We start from the raw sequence: 18,147 nt of genomic DNA on the forward strand, positions 1-18,147 counted from the left end.
TTCCTTTTGTATGGAATGATGAAAGATTTAGCTGTTTAAACATGTTCAACCGGTACGAGCAATTCAGCCATTCGAAGCTTCCCGTACAGATCTTTATCCGCTGTCAGGTAGATTTCTCGGATCGGATCCATTTCACTTGGCCGATACCCATTGGATGATATCCATGCTGCTACTTCAGCTAAAGCTGGACAAGAAGAGTGATATGGATCACACCGATGGACAAGCGAAGCAACATTTTTTAACTCAGGCCAGATATGGACGTTCACTCTGTTACTACTTGGAATATTCTTTGCAATTGGTAAAGCGACCTCTACATCGATCGAATTCTCTTCGTGGTCGTTGTTGTGCCATTGAATGTTTAAAGGGCGGTTTTCGTCCTCACCATGCAAACGTACATATTGTTTGATTTCGTCCAATAGTAGACATAAGTGTGTTCGAGGGATGATATCACGAATCGATGCAACGAACTGAGGCTTTACATCTCGTAGTACGATCGAAAAAGGCGATAATTGATTGTCCAAATCTTTAACACTCTCTAACCCTGAATGGATCTCCTTTAATTGGCGCTGTGCTTCCTCAATGGAATGCTGGAGCTCTAGTTGTTTTAAGGTAAAGGATTTTTCTACATCGACAGGCGTTAAATTTTCAGCTAATAATAACCTAATCTCTTCTAGAGTAAAACCTTGGTTCTTTAAAGAAATGATACGTTGTATGGTCAACAGTTGTTCCGCTGAATAATATCGATAGCCGGAAAATTTATCGATCGTGGCTGGTGTCAACAACCCCCGTTTATCGTAATAACGTAATGTTTTAATAGAAACTCCACTTAATTTAGAAAATGCACCGATTTTAAACATCCCTAAGTCCACTCCTTTCTTATTTCGTTTACTTATTAATTAAGAGTTAGTTTTGTATGAGACCCTCTTCCACCATCATATCCAGCTTTATATCCTATATCAATTATCCAAACCGCTCGACAACGACAAGTTTGAAACCAATCACATTTGAATAGCTCGAAATGAACATTTTTTAACGAATGAGTACCATTGACTCGCATTCGTACGATGAACAGTACTATGTACGAAAAAAATAAGTACTTTTTTATCATGATTATTCATGAAATAATCGCTGTATTAATAAAACATACAAAAGGATGATGAAGATGAAAATACTTGTTATTGTTGCCCACCCAGATTTGGAGAAATCAAGAGGAAACCGTGCCTTTATGGATCAGCTGAGGCAGCATGAGACTATTACCGTAAGAGATCTATATCAAAATTATCCGAACTGGGAGATTGATATTGAACAAGAGCATGAATTATTGGTGCAGTATGACCGCATTGTTTTTCAGTTTCCGTTCTATTGGTACAGCTGCCCACCCTTATTGAAAAAATGGTTTGACGATGTCCTCACTTACGGATGGGCATTTGGAACTGAAGGCAACCAGCTAAAAGGTAAAGAGTTTATTGTGGCTATTACAGCAGGCGGGTCCGAGAATGCTTACCGTTCCGGTGGTGATGATTGGTTTACGATCAGTGAATATTTACGTCCCATCCAAGCAACCATTCTTCGTTGTAAAGGAACGTATTTACCAGCGTTTATTACGTACAACACAGATGCAGGTACAGACGACTACTTGGTTGCCCAAGCAAGTCAATATATTGATCATATTTCTAGTTTACAAAAAGACCTTATTATGTAATTCTGAAAGAAAAAAGTAAGGAGTTGCTGGTGATCAAAAATCGAAAATACCCGATTGAAGTAACACTCGGTACCATCGGTGGAAAATGGAAGCCTTTAATTTTATTTATCCTTTCGGATGAGGGAACAAAGCGGTTTGGTGAGCTGAGAAAACAACTGGCTGGCATTACACAGGGGATGCTAACCAACCAGCTTCGAGAGTTGGAACAAGATGGGATCATTCATCGTGAGGTATATAAAGAGGTCCCGCCGAAAGTAGAGTACTCTCTGACCTCATATGGGAAGTCACTAGAGACAATTCTGAATGAGATGTGCAAGTGGGGAGCACAACACGAACAGCAGAAATTCCTGAGGACGGAAAATTGACCCTGCTGCAGGAATTGGGACAAGAACCAGCACACATTAATATTCACAGGATACATTGAAATAACGTTTGATCGTTTTCCCCCTTTGGTTAATTGTCTGAAGGGGTGTATTTATGCAGTGAATGATCAAAGTTACTGAAACAGCAATCGAAAAGAAGTGATACAAAGAGGGCTATGATATATTTGAAGAGGAAAATTATCTTTATGGAGGGAGTGGATTTATAATGGGAAATTCAAATCAAAAAATAACGACGTTTTTAACTTTTGAAGGAAGTGCTGAAGAAGCAATGAATTTGTACGTTTCTTTGTTTGACGATTCAGAAATCACTAGTATTGTTCGATACGGGGCGAATGAAGTCGGCAAAGAGGGAAGCGTGCAGCATGCTACATTTTCAATAAATGGACAAGAGTTTATGTGTATAGACAGTAGTGTTAAGCATGAATGGACATTTACTCCCGGAGTATCATTGTTTGTAGCATGTAAAACTGAACAAGAAATTGATCGACTCTTTGAAAAGTTATCACAGGATGGTTTCGTGCACATGCCATTATCTAATTATGGTTTTAGTGAAAAATTTGGGTGGATTGATGATAAGTATGGTGTGTCGTGGCAATTAAACCTTGCAAATAGCTAACTGTTTAGCCTTACCGTGCGATCGTTGCTGGCTACTCAAATAATTAAAGGAATGTCATCCTTTCGTTATTTAATAAGTGAAAAGGATGCCATTTCTTTAGTGTGCCGTGAAGTTTCGAAATCGTGTTGCTCGTAAACAATCGGCGCCATATAAGTTGTATCATTAGTTTTTGAAAAAGTATAGGTTAAAAACTTTCATAAAAAATTAAATTAATGCAGGAATTTCCACTAGCGAAATTGAAGAGTCTTTTTGTAAGCGTTATCAAAAGGAGGTATAGGAATGATTTCAAAACAGGATCGTCTAGTTAGAAGGTTGTTCTTTTCTACATTATTAGTATTTTTCTTTATGATCTTAGCTCATGATGACAGCTATGCAGAAGAGGTGGTGAATGCAAGGGATTTTGGTATGACGCCTGGAGTTGAGACATCGCAAACCGAGGCACTGCATGCGGCCATGCGTTATTTTTATGACAGAGGGGTGGAAGGAACGGTTTATATTCCTGCTGGAACGTATGCTGTAGATGAAGCGGTTAGATTCCATCAAGGAGTGAATTTGATTGGTGATGGTATTGGGGAAACCGTTTTAAAGAAGACTGGTACTAGGAATAATTATGTTGTCGGTAATCCGATCATGAGAAGTGGTAATCACCTTAATGTCACCGTATCTCATTTGACGATCGATGGCGATCGCGGAAATCGAGCGAATCAAGGACTAGGGCAAATTGGCGGGATGAATATTGATGCGGATGTCAGTCATTTAACGATTGAGAACGTTGAAGTTCGAGACGTGACCATTGGCTTACTCTTAAGACGATTGAAAAATTCTACAATTAGTGACAGTATTATTGATCAATCAAGTGGGCATGGGATAGCCTTTGGAAGTGAAAGCCACGCTGTGGGCGATGTTCATAGTAATCTCATTACACGCAATAAGATTACAAATTCCATTGGTGGTAGTGGCATTAATTTATCACGAGCTACGTATACAACGGTTACTTATAATCAAGTGATCAATGATGTACAGCAAGGCGATAGTTATGGAGGTATAAGAATTCCAAATAATGGTGCCTATAATACAGTAGAACATAATGTGATAGAAAATTATCCAAGAGGCATTTTTGTTTTAAGTGGTGCTCATCATAATACAATTGCGAGCAATACCGTTATAAATTCACGTATACACGGGGTATTAATTCAATCGGATCACAATATTCTAAGTGATAATGTGATTCAGCAATTAGACCCAAGCTTAAACATTGAATCGATTATTCGTTTAGCTCCAGGTAGCCAAAACCAAATTTCAGATAATAAAATCGAGACATTTTCAAGCTTTAGTAATCCTGGTATTCGATTAACAGGTTCATCGAATCAAAATACGATTAGTGGTAATCAAGTAGATACGTCTGGGACGGCTGTTAGTATCGAAGGGGGAAGCGGTAATACAAATACGAATAATGTGAGAGTAACAAACCCTATTCAATTTGATGCCCAGGCGAGTTATGAGCTTGTTAATCGAAATAGTGGCAAGCTATTAGAGGTTGAAAGTGCCGGGACGGAACCTGGTGATAATGTTCAACAATGGGAGCGTAATTTTCACCCTTGCCAACGGTGGACAATCATTCAAAATAGTGAGGGTTATTATGAGATTATCAATCGTAATAGCAATCAGGCATTGGAGGTCTTTGACTGGTCGTCATCAAATGGGGGGAATGTTGTGCAATGGACTCACTTAGGTGGGCATAATCAACAATGGACAATTGAACGAACGAGCGATGGCTATTATACGCTAGTCAACCGCTATAGCGGAAAAGCGTTAGATGCGTACAATCGATCTTTACTCAATGGTGGTAATATTGTTCAATGGGATTTGAATAACGATTTTAATCAACAATGGAATATCATAAAAGTGGATTAAACATAAAGAAGCAGGTCGATCTGACCTGCTTCTTTATACTATTTTTTTGTCAATATGGGACTAGGTTATGCTGATTGTTTGAAAAACATTAGAAAGAAACCTCTCTATAAAGAAAGTGACAATTATCACTAACAAATATTCGTGCATCGATGTAATGTACACAATATAACTCATGCCGAAAGGAGTGTTAGTGATTCTATGAAACGAAGTAAATTTGACAGTCGATTGATCATATTTTTTTGCATGATAACACTAGGAGGCTTTACCATTTCCCATATTGAGTCTATTAGTGGACGGTATGAGGTAATGGAAGTGCGAGCCTTGTTAATGAGTATTACCCTCGTATTGATTTTACTATTTTTAAAATTGAAGTCGAATAAGGTTGAAGAATGGAGTTTATTCTACAGAGGGCGATTAACTATAGTGGTTTCTTCAATAACTCTTGGTTTTTTCGCTTGGCTTTTACCGACAATAGTTGTCATTGGAGGCTCAATAGCATTAGGTTGGGCAACAATAGAGATGGAAGTGTCGATAACAGAGATATTATTCCAAGCGCTCCCTATTCTCCCGCTTATGCTTTTGGCCTATATTTTACCAGAGGAATGGGCTTTCAGGGGCTATATCTATCGAATACTGGTAAAAAGAAGGTCGATGTGGGTAAGTATTTTTATACAGGCGCTATTATTTGCTGTATGGGGACTGCTCGCCAATGGTCAATTAGAAGGTTTCATTGCATTCTTGGGATTTGGTTTGTTTCTTGGGTTGTTGTGTCATATGACAAATACAATCTGGCTTGGTGTTGGGTTACGACTAGCTGCAGCAACGGTGCCTTTACTACTTCATACAATAAATTATGAGATCATTTACATGGAGGGCTTACTTAACTTTTTACTAGGAATTCTAACAATAGTAGTAGCTTATTTAATTATGATAAACGTTAAACGGCAACAACCTAACGAAGTTTTGAATAACTTAAAAAAAGAACATCCTAACATAGGATCAGAAAATAGCAAAAACTTAGCACAAAGAGGAATTATTTATGATGTTGGTTCAAGCTATGCTCCTGGGCAGTCTTCAAAGGAAATATGGAAAAGTGAAGCTGTGAAGGATGATCTACAAATCATTCGCGAATCCCTTCACTGCAATGCAATAACCATAATGGGAGATAATCTTGAACGTTTGGAGGAAGCTACTCACTACGCTTTAGAACACGATTTATTTGTATGGCTGCATCCTACTTCTTTTGGATCTAATCCTCAAGAAATGCTTTTACAACTTAAAAACGGTGCAATTTTAGCCGAAAAAATAAGGGAGAAACACCCAGACAAAATTGGATTGAAAGTTGGTTTAGAGCTGAGTGTATTTACTTCAGGAAGTATCCCTGGCAAAGATTTTGGGCAGCGAGCACAAAATTTAAAAGGGTTCGGACTTCTCTTACCGTTGTTTAATAGCCGACTTAATGCGTTACTAAAACAAGCAGTAGCAGTGACACGGGATCATTATAGAGGGGGGATTATCTATGGAGCTGGGTCATGGGAGGAAGTTAATTGGGACTTGTTTGATTTTATAGGAGTAAATTATTATTTAGATTCGTCAACTGCGACAAATTATGTCGAAGGGTTACGCCGTTACCAACAATTTAATAAACCCATTATCATTACTGAATTCGGTTGCTGTGCTTACAAGGGAGCTGAATTAAGAGGGGGAGAAGGTGGTTGGATTCAAGACTGGAGTAACCTTAGTGAACGTAAATTAGACGGCGAATATATGAGAGATGAACAAGTTCAGGCAAACTATATTGGTCAGCTAATTGAAGTTTTTGAAACAGAAAATGTTTATGGAGCCTTTATCAATCAATTTATTGAAGAAGATCATCCTTATTCAGATGAGGCTCTATATGACCTGGATATGGCTAGTCTAGGCATTGTAAAGGCCTGTCCTCAGACAACTAATGAAAGAGGTTGGATAGCTAAAAAAGCTTTTTACGAGATTGCAAACCGTTATTCTCAATACAAGAGTAGTCAATAGATTTAAGAGACTTTTAATAAAGCTGTTGATCTAAAAACATTCCTCAACAAATCGATTATAATAACATTGGCTCTGTTTTCACCTCTGTAGAATGATTGTCTAAAGGGGTGTTTTTTGTTTTTGTGTTAAAAAACATTTAAAATTATCGCCAGTGCGGAGTGTGAGGGAAACATATTGAAACCCCGAAACAAGACCCTTTGAAAGCTTTACTATCTTAATTCATTAATATGAGATTCTTACAAGTATATACAAGATTTAGTTGGCAATTGCTAACTAATGCTAGTAAAGCACAACCTGATATTGTGATCAAGATTTGAGAGATACGGGAGAAAGGAATATCTGGTGTTAGTATCCTCTATCAAAGGAAATCAAACATCAGAAAACTGTAGTAAAAGAAAAAACATTCGAATATTCCTTTCGAGGTATATTTAAATCATGAAAACAACATTGAATGCTCTTGCTGAGCCTAACCGACTACAGATTGTGGAACTCTTGCGTGACGGACCTCTCACAGTAGGGGAAATTGCTGATCGACTTAGTCTAAACCAGCCTCAAGTTTCCAAACATCTTCGAGTACTTAGTAATGCAGAACTCGTCGAGGTGAATGCTATTTCTAATCGACGGATCTACAAGCTGAAGGCCAAGCCGTTTATAGAGCTTAATTCATGGTTAGAGTCCTACCGTCACATTTGGGAAGAGAGATTCGACCTCTTGGACGACTACCTGCAGGATCTACAAAGAAAGGGTGTGAACCATGACGACAAATAGGAGTCCAGCTTTTGACTTAAGTAGAAAATCGAAAAGCTTTTTAAATAACATTGCTGGATCCTATGTTTTCTATGATAGAAAACATCCAAAAATAAGTTAACAATAATTTATTGGGGGGAACTAGAAATGCCCAAAAATGCTATGGTATCAAGGGTTGAAAGCGATCGGGTGCTCGTGCTGGAGCGTATTTTCGACGCACCGCGCGACCTCGTCTTCAAGATGTTTAAAGATCCGAAGCATCTCAAACGCTGGTGGGAGCCCAGAGGTTGGGAGCTTCCTATTTGCAACGTCGATTTCCGTCCGGGTGGCGTTTGGCACTACTGTATGAAGTGTGTTGATCAAAACCTAGGTGAATATTACGGAATGGAATCTTGGGGTAAATCGATTTATAAGGAGATCATTGAACCTGAGAAGATCGTCTACATCGATTTCTTCTCGGATGCTGAAGGTAATTCGAATGATGCTATGCCATCGACTGATATTACATTGGAATTCATCGACCTGGGCGAAAAGACGAAGCTGATCAATCGTGCTGAATATGCATCGGCGGAGAGCCTCAAGACCGTCATGGATATGGGCATGCTTCAAGGAATCACCGAAACGTGGGACCGTCTGGAAGAGGCTCTTAAGCAGATGCAATAAGAAAATATTAAGAAGTTCATCAAAGAATACATGTACGATAGTAAGGATTAGGAACAGTGAGTTCGGTAATTTAATAAAAGGGAGTGGAAAAATCAATGATTAATAAAGTTGGTCAAATTATGTTGTATGTAAATAACCAAGATGAGGCAATGGGTTTTTGGACTGAAAAAGTAGGGTTTAGTGTCATTTCTGAAGAAAATAACGGTGAAATGAGATGGATTGAAATTGCTCCAACAAAAGGTGCAGAAACAAGCATCGTTCTGCATAATATGGAACTCATTGCTAAAATGAGCCCAGAATTAAATCTCGGTACACCTTCGCTAATGTTCTTTTCAGAAAACTTCGATGAATTATATACTAATTTATCCAACAAAAATATCAAAGTCGGTGAAATTGTAAATATGCCTTCTGGTCGGGTTTTTAACTTTTCTGATAATGAAGAAAATTACTTTGCAGTCATGGAAAAGAAGTAATCCACAATAAAAAATAATTAAGTAATGAAAAGAGGGTGTCCCAAAAGCCTAGCTTTTGGTGACACCCTCTTTTCTTATACTAATTAATTGATGTAAACGTAATGGGTTCGCTCGAATCGTTCTATGCGGACGCTTTCCGCGGGCAACGCTTCAGCCTTCCTTCGGGGAAACCACCCTGTGGAGTCTTCAGCTGTTGCTTTTCCCGCTGGAGTCGCCGCCTGCCAATCTTTCGAGCTTTTTTAATAAAATTGAATAATAAAGAAATCGCCCCTTTGGTATAATTAAAGCACCACACCAAAACCATACTAGGAGGCGATTTCTTTATGAAACATGATCATATTTCTTTCCAAGATTATAACATGGATCAGTTTTACTTACCAATGGATCTTGAAGTTGAAATCCCAATCCATCACGTTTGCCGTATTATCAATCAAGCCGTTGAAGAACTGGATCAAACTATTCTCTATCAATGTTACGATGGCGGCGGTCGTCCTCCTTACCATCCCAAAATGATGTTAAAGATTATCCTCTATGCCTATATGTATAATGATAATAAAGTTATTGAATTTTGATTAATAAAAGCTAAGAGCCTTACTACATTCTACGTAGCAAGGCACTTTAAAGTAGTTTCAAATTACTTCCATCTGTTTATATAATACTAAAAAATGAATAATAAAGTTGTTTACTTCTTATTGAACTAACGCATCTTTTCGTTTAAGTGTAACTCTTTACATTTATTTGATATTATATAGGTGAATAGAAAGATAAATTAATATTTAGTTTAGTAGTTGTAAAAGTAGATTATTTATATGATTCTCTTATAATTTTTCAAAAAGGAGAGTTTATGAAAAAGATTATTGTTTTTGTATTAATGATATTTATATTATTCTCAGGATTCGCAACACAAAGTTATGCGTTATCAGATTCGAAATCTGCGGCAATACAAGCGTTGCTAGATGATGCCTGTCGTATATCGGGTGTGCCAGGAATGTCAATCTCAATACTTGCTGATGATGAAGTGTTCTACTTTTCTTCAGGGTATGCAGACCGTGAAAAGGGGTTGTCTGCAAGTGAAAATACACTCTATGAGTTAGCCTCGGTCAGTAAAGCTTTTACCGGAATGGGTATTATGCTGTTGGAAGAGCAAGGGTTGCTCTCAATGACTGACCCTGTCCAAAAATATTTACCTTGGTTTACGTTAAAGTATCAAGGGAAACCTGTTGATATGCAAAGCCTTACAATAAATAACTTTCTTCACCATACCAGTGGTCTAACAAATTTTAGGCATAGTCAAAATATTCCACAAGGCAATACGCCGGATATGTTGCAAAAGACTGTGGAAACGCTCGTAGATGCTGAATTGGCGTTCCCTCCCGGTGAACAGTATAACTATGGAACCGTTAATTATGACGTATTGGGTTTAGTTATTGAGATTGTGTCGCGACAAAGCTATGAAGACTTTATGAGGGAACAGGTATTTCAGCCGTTAGGTCTTCACCAGACGTATGTTTATAAAGAAGATGCCGAAGCCACTGGACAGTTGGCACAGGGCTACCGTTCTTCCTTTTTTATGACAACTCCATTTAATGCTCCGGATTATGCTGGGAATAAACCCGCAGGCTACATCATTTCTAATACTAAAGATATGGCGCGTTGGATGGGCATACAGATGGGTATGGTGCATGACATACCCGAAATATTTCACACGGTTATCGAAAAATCACATAGGGGTGATATGTCTGTTTCTGCTGTCAACGATATGTATTATGCGGCAGGCTGGTTGGTAAACGCCGACCAAACGATTATAGAACACACTGGGGGCAATCCAAATTTCAGAACCGAAGTAGCCATACTGCTAAATGAACGAACAGCCATCAGCTTGCTGAGCAACGGCGCAAATACCAATACAAACCTGGTACTAAAAGTTAAAGATATATTAGACGGCAATCTAACTCAGTCATATGAAATAAGCGGCACACAGCTTTTGGATATCATTTTGTCGTCTATCACAATTATTCTTTGCCTATTGGCCGTCCTGCTATTTCTTTTAGGATTACGCAGAAGGAAAACGAATGAGCGGCAGCCAATGACAAAAAAGAGAATAATCGTAACAGTTATTTTCCTGATCGCTACGATTGCCCTGGGGATACTGTGCTTTACTTTCGATTGGTCAACGATACTTATTTGGCAAACATATAGTGTTCTTACAGCTTTGATTTCGTCAGCATTATTAACAGCAAGCATTACATGGTTTGTATACACTCACCGATAAAAATACCTCGCTCCCAAGATATCTTGCATCGATCCAAGGTTATGCAGAATTATTACGAGATACAGACGTTTCTTTGCATCAGGTGATATAGAGCATATATTTGATCGTTATTACCGTGGAACAAATACGGAAAATAGTAAAGGATCAGGACTTGGGATGGCGATTGCTCGTGACATTATTAAAGCCCACGGGGCAGAAGTTGAACTCTCAAGTCGAGTTAATCAAGGAACCATTGTGAAAATAAGATATGAATCGTCTCACGAATAAGAAAAAGGGGTTGGTGACAATAAGAATGTCCTTGCGATGAAAAAGAAAGGCTGATTAAAAAGGCACTAAAAAAATGTAAATCCACACTTTTCCAGTGCCATCATGATTTAGGTACATGAAGTCTAATTTTTTATTTTGTGATAATATACTCATATAGGGTATATGAAAAAGGAGTGTCGATAAAATGGATAGTTCCAAAAGTACAATCCAACCGAACAAACAACAGCTACTTAATCGTTTGAAAAGAGTGGAAGGGCAAGTGAGGGGGATCCACAACATGGTTGAGAACGATCGCTATTGTGTAGATATTTTAAATCAAATTGCAGCCGTCCAATCCGCAATGAACAAAGTGTCGCTTGCACTTATGGAAGACCATACTCATCATTGTGTTGCTAATGCAATTAAAAATAATAAAGGTGAAGAAGCGATTGACGAGCTTATGACGGTCATGAAAAAAATGATAAAATAATTTTAAGATCACAGGAGTGTGATCTTTTTTCTGAGGGTATATATGACAGGATCTATTCTCCGTTGTAGTTTACAGTTCTATCCCTTTTTTGTTTTTGCTAGTATACAAAAGGTTTAACATCATCATGATAGGATAGACAAAGTCTAATGGTGAAGCACATTCATAGCGCTTTAAAAAATAAGCAGAAAGGTTGAATACTATACCGGGGTATTGTATAATGGTATTAGATCGTAATATAACAATAAGGAGGAATTATTCATGGAACAAAAAACATTAATGGTTAAAGGGATGTCTTGCGGACATTGTGTAAGTTCTATAGAAGAAAGCGTTGGAGGACTTGAAGGCGTGAGCAAAGTCAACGTACATTTACAAAGTGCAAGAGTAGACGTTCAATATGACATAGATAAGGTCACGCTTGATACCATTAAAGAAGTCATTGAAGAACAAGGATACGATGTAGAAGGTATCGAAAACGCGACTTCCTAAAAGAATCCTTGACATTACGTCGAGTATACCCCTGTACTGTATATGATTAATCGGGAGTGGTGGAAATGGAGCAAAAAGAAGTCTCAATGAAGGTATCAGGTATGACATGTGCCGCATGCGCTAACAAGATAGAAAAAGGATTGTCTAAAATGGAGGGTGTTCAAGAAGCGAATGTCAACTTCGCCATTGAGACTACCAAAGTCATATATGACCCCCAATATACAAATCCAAAGGATTTTGAAAATAAAATTGAGAAGCTTGGTTATCACGTTCTACATGAAAAAGACGAATTTGATATTTCTGGTATGACGTGTGCTGCATGCGCAACAAGGATTGAAAAGCGAATCAACAAAATGGAAGGTGTTTCTAAAGCGAATGTCAATTTTGCTTTAGAAACCATTTCTGTGGAATATGATTCAGAAAAAGTGAGAGCATCAGAGATGGTAGATGTCATCAAAAAACTAGGTTACCGCTTGATTCCTAAACAAGAACAAGAGGAAAAGATTGATCATAAAGAAAAAGAAATTGAAAAACAGTATGGAAAGTTTTTGCTTTCCGTAGTTCTCACTTTTCCTCTTTTATGGACAATGGTGACGCATTTTGAAATGACGTCTTTTCTTTATATGCCTGATATGTTTATGAATCCATGGGTTCAACTGGCGTTAGCTACCCCGGTTCAGTTTGTAGTAGGAGCTCAATTTTATCGTGGTTCGTATCATGCGTTAAAGAATAAGAGTGCTAATATGGATGTGCTCGTTGCTTTAGGGACGAGTGCTGCCTACTTCTACAGCATCTATTTAGGATGGGAGTGGATGAGTACAGGAAGCCAAGGAATGCCTGAATTGTATTTCGAGGCTGCCGCGGTCATTATTACCCTCATTGTTCTTGGTAAGCTATTTGAAGTTCGTGCAAAAGGGAAAACGAGCCAGGCCATACAGAAGCTGCTAGGTTTACAGGCTAAAACAGCATGTTTGATTCGAGACGGGGAAGAAGTCGAGGTTCCAATAGAAGAAGTGATGACTGGCGACCTTTTAATCATTAAACCAGGTGAGAAAGTACCTGTCGATGGTGAGATCATGGAAGGTCGATCAGCTATAGATGAGTCGATGATTACAGGGGAAAGTATTCCGATTGACAAGTCGATTGGAGATCAAGTGATCGGAGCTACAATCAATAAGAATGGCTCTATTAAAGTAAGGGCAACTAAGGTCGGAACAGATACGGCTTTATCACAAATTGTCAAAGTAGTTCAAGAGGCACAGAGCTCAAAGGCAGATATTCAGCGTATGGTTGATAAAGTATCAGGTATTTTTGTCCCGATTGTTGTAGTTGTTGCGATTGCTACGTTCTTAATTTGGTATTTCGTCGTTACGCCTGGAGATTTACGCTCTGCGTTAATCCCGATGATCTCTATTTTAGTTATTGCATGCCCTTGTGCACTAGGACTCGCTACTCCGACATCGATTATGGCTGGGTCAGGTCGATCCGCAGAAATGGGGCTCTTGTTTAAGGGTGGTGAACATCTAGAAAACACACAATTGATTCAAACCGTCGTGTTAGATAAAACAGGTACGGTAACAAAAGGTGAGCCGGAGCTAACTGATTTAATGGTTGCGAATGGTTTTTCTAATGATGACGTGCTTTATTATGTTGGATCAGCAGAACGTAACTCAGAACATCCTTTGGCACAAGCGATCGTAAAAGGAGTAAAAGCAAAGAAAATCAGATTAGGAAACCCCTCTGACTTTGAGGCTATACCAGGATTCGGTATTAAAGCAACAGTGGATCAGAAGACGATTTATGTGGGAACTCGGAATCTTATGAGAGAAAACGACATCGCTTTGGAAGAAAACGTTGTTGCACAAATGGAGTCTTTAGAAGGTCAAGGGAAAACAGCAATGTTAATTGCTGTTGATCACCGTCTTTCTGGGGTTATCGCCGTGGCAGATACCGTCAAAGAAACGTCGAAAGACGCTGTAAAACGAATGACAGACCTTGGTTTGGAAGTCATTATGTTAACAGGTGATAATGAACGGACAGCACAGGCGATCGCGAAGCAGGTTGGAATTAAACACGTTATTGCTGAAGTCATACCTGAGCAAAAAAGTGATGAAATTGAAAAATTGCAGAAAGAAGGAAAGAAGGTCGCCATGGTTGGCGATGGAATCAATGATGCACCAGCATTGGCGATGGCCGATATTGGAATGGCGATTGGAACAGGTACGGATGTTGCCATCGAAGCTGCAGACATCACCCTTATGCGCGGGGATTTAAACAGTGTCGCTGATGCGATTATGATGAGCCGTAAGACGATGAGGAATATTAAGCAAAACCTCTTCTTCGCCTTCATCTACAATACTTCTGCAATCCCAATTGCCGCAGTTGGTTTGCTCGCTCCATGGGTTGCAGGTGCTGCAATGGCTTTTAGTTCCGTATCAGTTGTATTAAACGCCTTACGACTACAGAAGGTGAAGCTCGTTAAGAAGGAGGCGGCCTAATGAGTAACAAAAAGTGGTGGTTGCTTTCAGGTGTGATCTATTTGATTCTTGTTATTGGAGGCTACAGTTTGGTGACTGGAGCAAATCCATTGGAAAGTGGTAATATGCATAGTGATCACAGCGAGGAGTCACATGAAACGTTTGAAGATCACAATGAGAATGCAAGTATGGATCACCATGAACACCAACATGATTCTCACAGTCACTTCGGAGAATCTCAATCTCAAGTAGAAATTCATATTCATCAGGCTAATCAAAAACTGATCATCCATTTTGAAGATGAAGAGGGCGATGTTCCCGAGCTAATTGAAACACATGAAAAGCTCATGCACCTCATTCTAGTGAGTGGTGATTTGGAGGAGTTCCATCATTTTCACCCAGAAGAAGTAGAGAGTGGCACGTTTGAGAAAGAAACAGATCTCCCTGATGGTCACTACTATGCGTTTGTAGATATTCACCCAGTAGGTAAAAGTTATGTGGTCGAGCCACAAGAAGTGATGATTGGCGAGCATCATGGCGAAAGTGGAGAAATGAACCTTCAGCCAGATAGTGACTTAGTTAAAAGTAAAAGTGGTAAAGAAGTAGAGCTCGTCACAACTGATCTCAATGCTGGTGAATCCGTTGAATTAGCATTTGACTTAAAGGGTGAAACGCCTGAGCCATATTTAGGAGCACTTGGCCATGTAGTTATCATTGATGAGCGTGTCGATCATTTTATCCACGTGCATCCTAAGTCAGATGATTCAACCGAATTTGAAGCTTACTTTCCACACGAGGGAGTTTATAAGCTATGGGCTGAATTTAAATACAATGATGAAGGCGTCATGGCGTTTCCTTTTGTGCTAGAAGTCGAATAATTTGAATGCGAAGGACCTTGAGTACCAAGAGAGGTTTATAGTTTAAGACAACAGTAAAGGCCCCCACTTTGAGCATCTCGATAAGGTAAGTGGGTAAAATACATCTATAATGGTTTTCCCGCTGATTTACCCATTTTAGTCTGTGATGAAATAAGCCTCTCACGCTCATTGACCGTTACAAGGTTTTCTAGTTCCTTTAAGGCATGCCGGCCGATCCATCGTTCATGTTTGGATGCGCTGTTATGGAGCTCATAAGCAAGGGTGAGAGCTCGTTCCAAAAGGTCGGCGTGCTTCTTTCCTATTTCTCTCAAGGCCCAGCTAACTGCTTTTTTAACATGAGTGCGTTCATCGTCTGCATGTTTACGAATGATGTGTAAGTAGTCATCGATATCTTCACGTGTCAGCTGAATTTTGCTAGAGGGCACACAAGAAGCAGCCATGAGGCAAAAAGCAGCACGTTTGTAATACGTTTTCGTACCGTCACACCATTTGTGGATATATTCTCGAAACTTCGGTTGAAGGACGATTAGGTTTTTACAAACATGGTCGCACAAATCCCAGGAGTGGATTCCCTGCATGAACCGTTCGATGTCTGCTTCATTCGTCTCAAAGGGATCGACCAATAAGACGGCAAGAAGCTTTCCCTCATGATACCCACTCTGCCACAAGGAAAGTCCTAATTTATGTGCCTCATGGGCAGTCACCAGTTTGTTTATTTTTTTTGCCAGCTTTCTCACTTCCCCAGTTGATACCCCAATGCTATTGTGCTCGGGTATCCCCATTCTAACTACATTTTGTTGGTACTTAATCGAACTTTTCTCTTTTAAGCTGTTGATGATATCATCTCTCTTCACTTCTTTCACCTCCCTATGGCACAGCCACCGAGCACTGAGTTGCTCAGAAACTGTCGTTGTATTTTATATTATTACATAACTAGCAGGCTATTATAAATCGACTATTTTAATTGAATTTTAAACTTCATTTAATTTCTCTTTAGTTTGAAGTGATAGTCTATGTACAAGAAGGTGTCGATTACTGAACAACAGGCAGGGAAGGATCAATCATTTTTTTATAGGGAGGAGATTTGTGTGTTGGGGAATCGAGTTAAGATAGGCTTACTTATTTTGGTTATTATATTTATTTTTACTTCATTTTATATAATTGCGTACAATGGCTTAGCGAATGAACTCGAATTTGCCTCAGGAAGCGGAGAGGTGGATGATCCATATATAATCGAAACAGCCGAACAGCTTAATAACGTCCGCTTTCATTTGGACGGACATTTTGATTTGGGAGATAATATTGATTTAAGCACTTATTTATCACCTGGTGGAACGGGGTATGAGCAATGGGAGGAAGCTGGATGGCTGCCAATTGGTAGGGGATCAGGATCATTCACTGGCACGTTCAATGGTGTTGGTTTTGAAATAAGTGGGCTAAAGATTAACGGTAATGGAGCTGGGTTGTTTGAAGAAATTGGGGAAGAAGGGGTCGTTGAAAATCTTGTCCTTTCTGATGTAGACATTGTGACAGAATATACAGCGACGGGGAGTATTGCTAGACATAGCAATGGACTTATTCAACATGTGACCGTGGATGGTCTCCGAGTGACTAGAGATACTGCGACGGATAATAGTACTCATGTACTCTATATAGGCGGTATTGTAGGGGGCAATAGTGGGACTGTGCAATTTGTTACGATAAAAGAGGGGGTTATAAGTAGCGGATATCGAATTGTTGGTGGTGTGGTCGGTAGGAATGCTGGATTGATACAGCATGTTACTTATGAAGGTTCACTCCAGAATGATGGTGGACATATAGGTGGTATCGTTGGCCGGAATAATGCCGGTACCATTCAATTTGCTCAAGCCTCAGGGGAAGTGATATCCTCAAATACTGGTGTAGGTGGACTGGTAGGCTTAAATGATTCTTTTAGTGGTAGAGCGGTTATTCAATATTCACATACTAATACTTTCGTTCAAGGTGAAAGCGAAGTCGGTGGTTTAGTAGGGCGAGATATAAATAGTAGTATTATTGAAAATGTATATACGATCGGTAATGTTGAAGGAAGCAAAAGTGTTGGTGGAATTGTTGGAGAAATGTCAAGTGGAAAAATAAACAAAGGGTATTCAATCGGTCATGTGATGGGAAGCGAAAATGTTGGTGGTGTAATCGGTTTTGATTTTCGTAATAATGTAAAGGTTGAAAACAGCTTTTATTCCGATGGAGAGGTTGATAACGGTTACGGCACATTTAAATCAACGAGTGAATTGCAAGATGTTGTGACTTATACAGATGTCGATGTAGAAGGACTTGATGAGCCGTGGGATTTTGATTTGATTTGGAAGATCGATTCGACAGGGAATAATGGGTATCCGCATCTTCTTACAACGGTAGATTTGACGTATGCTGCCAATGGTGCAGAAGATGGCTGGTCAACAGATACTCAAGTATATCCGTATCCTAAATACAAAGACGTAACCGTACAAGGGGCAGGTGGTTTGACGAAGAGCGGCTATACGTTTGACGACTGGAATACCGAAGCGGATGGAAGCGGTGAATCGTATCGAGAGGGCGATACATTTAGCCTCGGGATAGAAGATGTAACACTATATGCGCAGTGGTTGATTAATCATTACGAGTTACGTTATGAAGGGAACGGTGAGGAAAGTGGAAGTGCACCAGAACCGGAAGAGATTGTGTATGGAAGTGAAGTGGAGATAGCGGATTCTCATACGCTGAGTCGAACGGGCTATACGTTTGTCGGCTGGA

18 protein-coding genes are annotated in these 18,147 nt (G+C 39.4%); 16 read left to right on the forward strand and 2 right to left on the reverse strand.

The features are described from left to right. Positions 1 to 35 precede the first annotated feature (35 nt). Positions 36 to 857: a MerR family transcriptional regulator gene (locus tag MW695_RS20605; RefSeq protein WP_247107372.1), complete on the reverse strand. Its 822-nt coding sequence runs from the start codon at positions 855 to 857 to the stop codon at positions 36 to 38. 305 nt (positions 858 to 1,162) lie between these two features. Between MW695_RS20605 and MW695_RS20610 the strand changes: the two genes are divergently transcribed. The 15 genes from MW695_RS20610 to MW695_RS20680 all read left to right on the forward strand — a co-directional run bounded on the left by MW695_RS20610 (position 1,163) and on the right by MW695_RS20680 (position 15,375). Further along, entirely contained in the window at positions 1,163 to 1,702 is a 540-nt protein-coding gene (locus MW695_RS20610) for an NAD(P)H-dependent oxidoreductase (protein WP_247107373.1), read from the forward strand. Between the two features lie 29 nt (positions 1,703 to 1,731). Continuing rightward, the gene (locus MW695_RS20615; RefSeq protein WP_308446106.1) at positions 1,732 to 2,067 is read left to right on the forward strand and encodes a winged helix-turn-helix transcriptional regulator; all 336 of its coding nucleotides are present in this window, start codon (positions 1,732 to 1,734) and stop codon (positions 2,065 to 2,067) included. A 223-nt stretch (positions 2,068 to 2,290) separates the two neighbouring features. Beyond that, on the forward strand, positions 2,291 to 2,701 hold the full coding sequence (locus MW695_RS20620; RefSeq protein WP_247107375.1) for a VOC family protein: 411 nt from the start codon (positions 2,291 to 2,293) through the stop codon (positions 2,699 to 2,701). A 279-nt stretch (positions 2,702 to 2,980) separates the two neighbouring features. Beyond that, entirely contained in the window at positions 2,981 to 4,615 is a 1,635-nt protein-coding gene (locus MW695_RS20625; protein ID WP_247107376.1) for an RICIN domain-containing protein, read from the forward strand. Between the two features lie 198 nt (positions 4,616 to 4,813). Next, a complete protein-coding gene (locus MW695_RS20630; protein ID WP_247107377.1) occupies positions 4,814 to 6,643 on the forward strand; it encodes a CPBP family glutamic-type intramembrane protease in 1,830 nt (609 codons plus the stop codon). Between the two features lie 435 nt (positions 6,644 to 7,078). Continuing rightward, the gene (locus tag MW695_RS20635; protein WP_247107378.1) at positions 7,079 to 7,411 is read left to right on the forward strand and encodes an ArsR/SmtB family transcription factor; all 333 of its coding nucleotides are present in this window, start codon (positions 7,079 to 7,081) and stop codon (positions 7,409 to 7,411) included. Between the two features lie 126 nt (positions 7,412 to 7,537). Next, a complete protein-coding gene (locus MW695_RS20640; RefSeq protein WP_247107379.1) occupies positions 7,538 to 8,053 on the forward strand; it encodes an SRPBCC domain-containing protein in 516 nt (171 codons plus the stop codon). A gap of 95 nt (positions 8,054 to 8,148) precedes the next feature. Further along, positions 8,149 to 8,526: a VOC family protein gene (locus MW695_RS20645; RefSeq protein ID WP_247107380.1), complete on the forward strand. Its 378-nt coding sequence runs from the start codon at positions 8,149 to 8,151 to the stop codon at positions 8,524 to 8,526. A 323-nt stretch (positions 8,527 to 8,849) separates the two neighbouring features. Then, complete coding sequence (locus MW695_RS20650) at positions 8,850 to 9,098, forward strand: transposase (protein ID WP_247107381.1); 249 nt, start codon at positions 8,850 to 8,852, stop codon at positions 9,096 to 9,098. 272 nt (positions 9,099 to 9,370) lie between these two features. Then, complete coding sequence (locus MW695_RS20655; protein WP_247107382.1) at positions 9,371 to 10,798, forward strand: serine hydrolase domain-containing protein; 1,428 nt, start codon at positions 9,371 to 9,373, stop codon at positions 10,796 to 10,798. Positions 10,799 to 10,885: 87 nt separating this feature from the next. After that, positions 10,886 to 11,065, forward strand: a complete 180-nt coding sequence (locus tag MW695_RS20660) for a sensor histidine kinase (RefSeq protein WP_308446107.1) — start codon at positions 10,886 to 10,888, stop codon at positions 11,063 to 11,065. Between the two features lie 184 nt (positions 11,066 to 11,249). After that, positions 11,250 to 11,534, forward strand: coding sequence for a metal-sensitive transcriptional regulator (locus tag MW695_RS20665; protein WP_247107383.1), 285 nt, complete (start codon positions 11,250 to 11,252; stop codon positions 11,532 to 11,534). 258 nt (positions 11,535 to 11,792) lie between these two features. Beyond that, positions 11,793 to 12,020: a copper chaperone CopZ gene (gene copZ / locus MW695_RS20670; RefSeq protein ID WP_247107384.1), complete on the forward strand. Its 228-nt coding sequence runs from the start codon at positions 11,793 to 11,795 to the stop codon at positions 12,018 to 12,020. Positions 12,021 to 12,085: 65 nt separating this feature from the next. Continuing rightward, positions 12,086 to 14,518, forward strand: a complete 2,433-nt coding sequence (locus MW695_RS20675) for a heavy metal translocating P-type ATPase (protein ID WP_247107385.1) — start codon at positions 12,086 to 12,088, stop codon at positions 14,516 to 14,518. After that, positions 14,518 to 15,375 carry a hypothetical protein gene (locus MW695_RS20680; protein ID WP_247107386.1) on the forward strand — a complete coding sequence of 286 codons (858 nt, stop codon included), beginning with the start codon at positions 14,518 to 14,520 and terminating at the stop codon, positions 15,373 to 15,375. The genes MW695_RS20675 and MW695_RS20680 overlap by 1 nt, the downstream gene beginning before the upstream one ends. 104 nt (positions 15,376 to 15,479) lie before the next feature. Here MW695_RS20680 and MW695_RS20685 read toward each other — a convergent pair whose 3' ends face one another. Further along, positions 15,480 to 16,229 (reverse strand): DNA alkylation repair protein, encoded by a 750-nt coding sequence (locus MW695_RS20685; RefSeq protein ID WP_247107387.1) that lies wholly within the window; start codon positions 16,227 to 16,229, stop codon positions 15,480 to 15,482. Positions 16,230 to 16,466: 237 nt separating this feature from the next. Here MW695_RS20685 and MW695_RS20690 point away from each other — a divergent pair. Continuing rightward, positions 16,467 to 18,147: InlB B-repeat-containing protein (locus MW695_RS20690; RefSeq protein ID WP_247107388.1), on the forward strand; the 1,681-nt coding region annotated here is incomplete at its 3' end.

It is taken from the genome of Halalkalibacter sp. APA_J-10(15), from assembly GCF_023017105.1.
Lineage (GTDB): Bacteria > Bacillota > Bacilli > Bacillales > Bacillaceae_D > Halalkalibacter.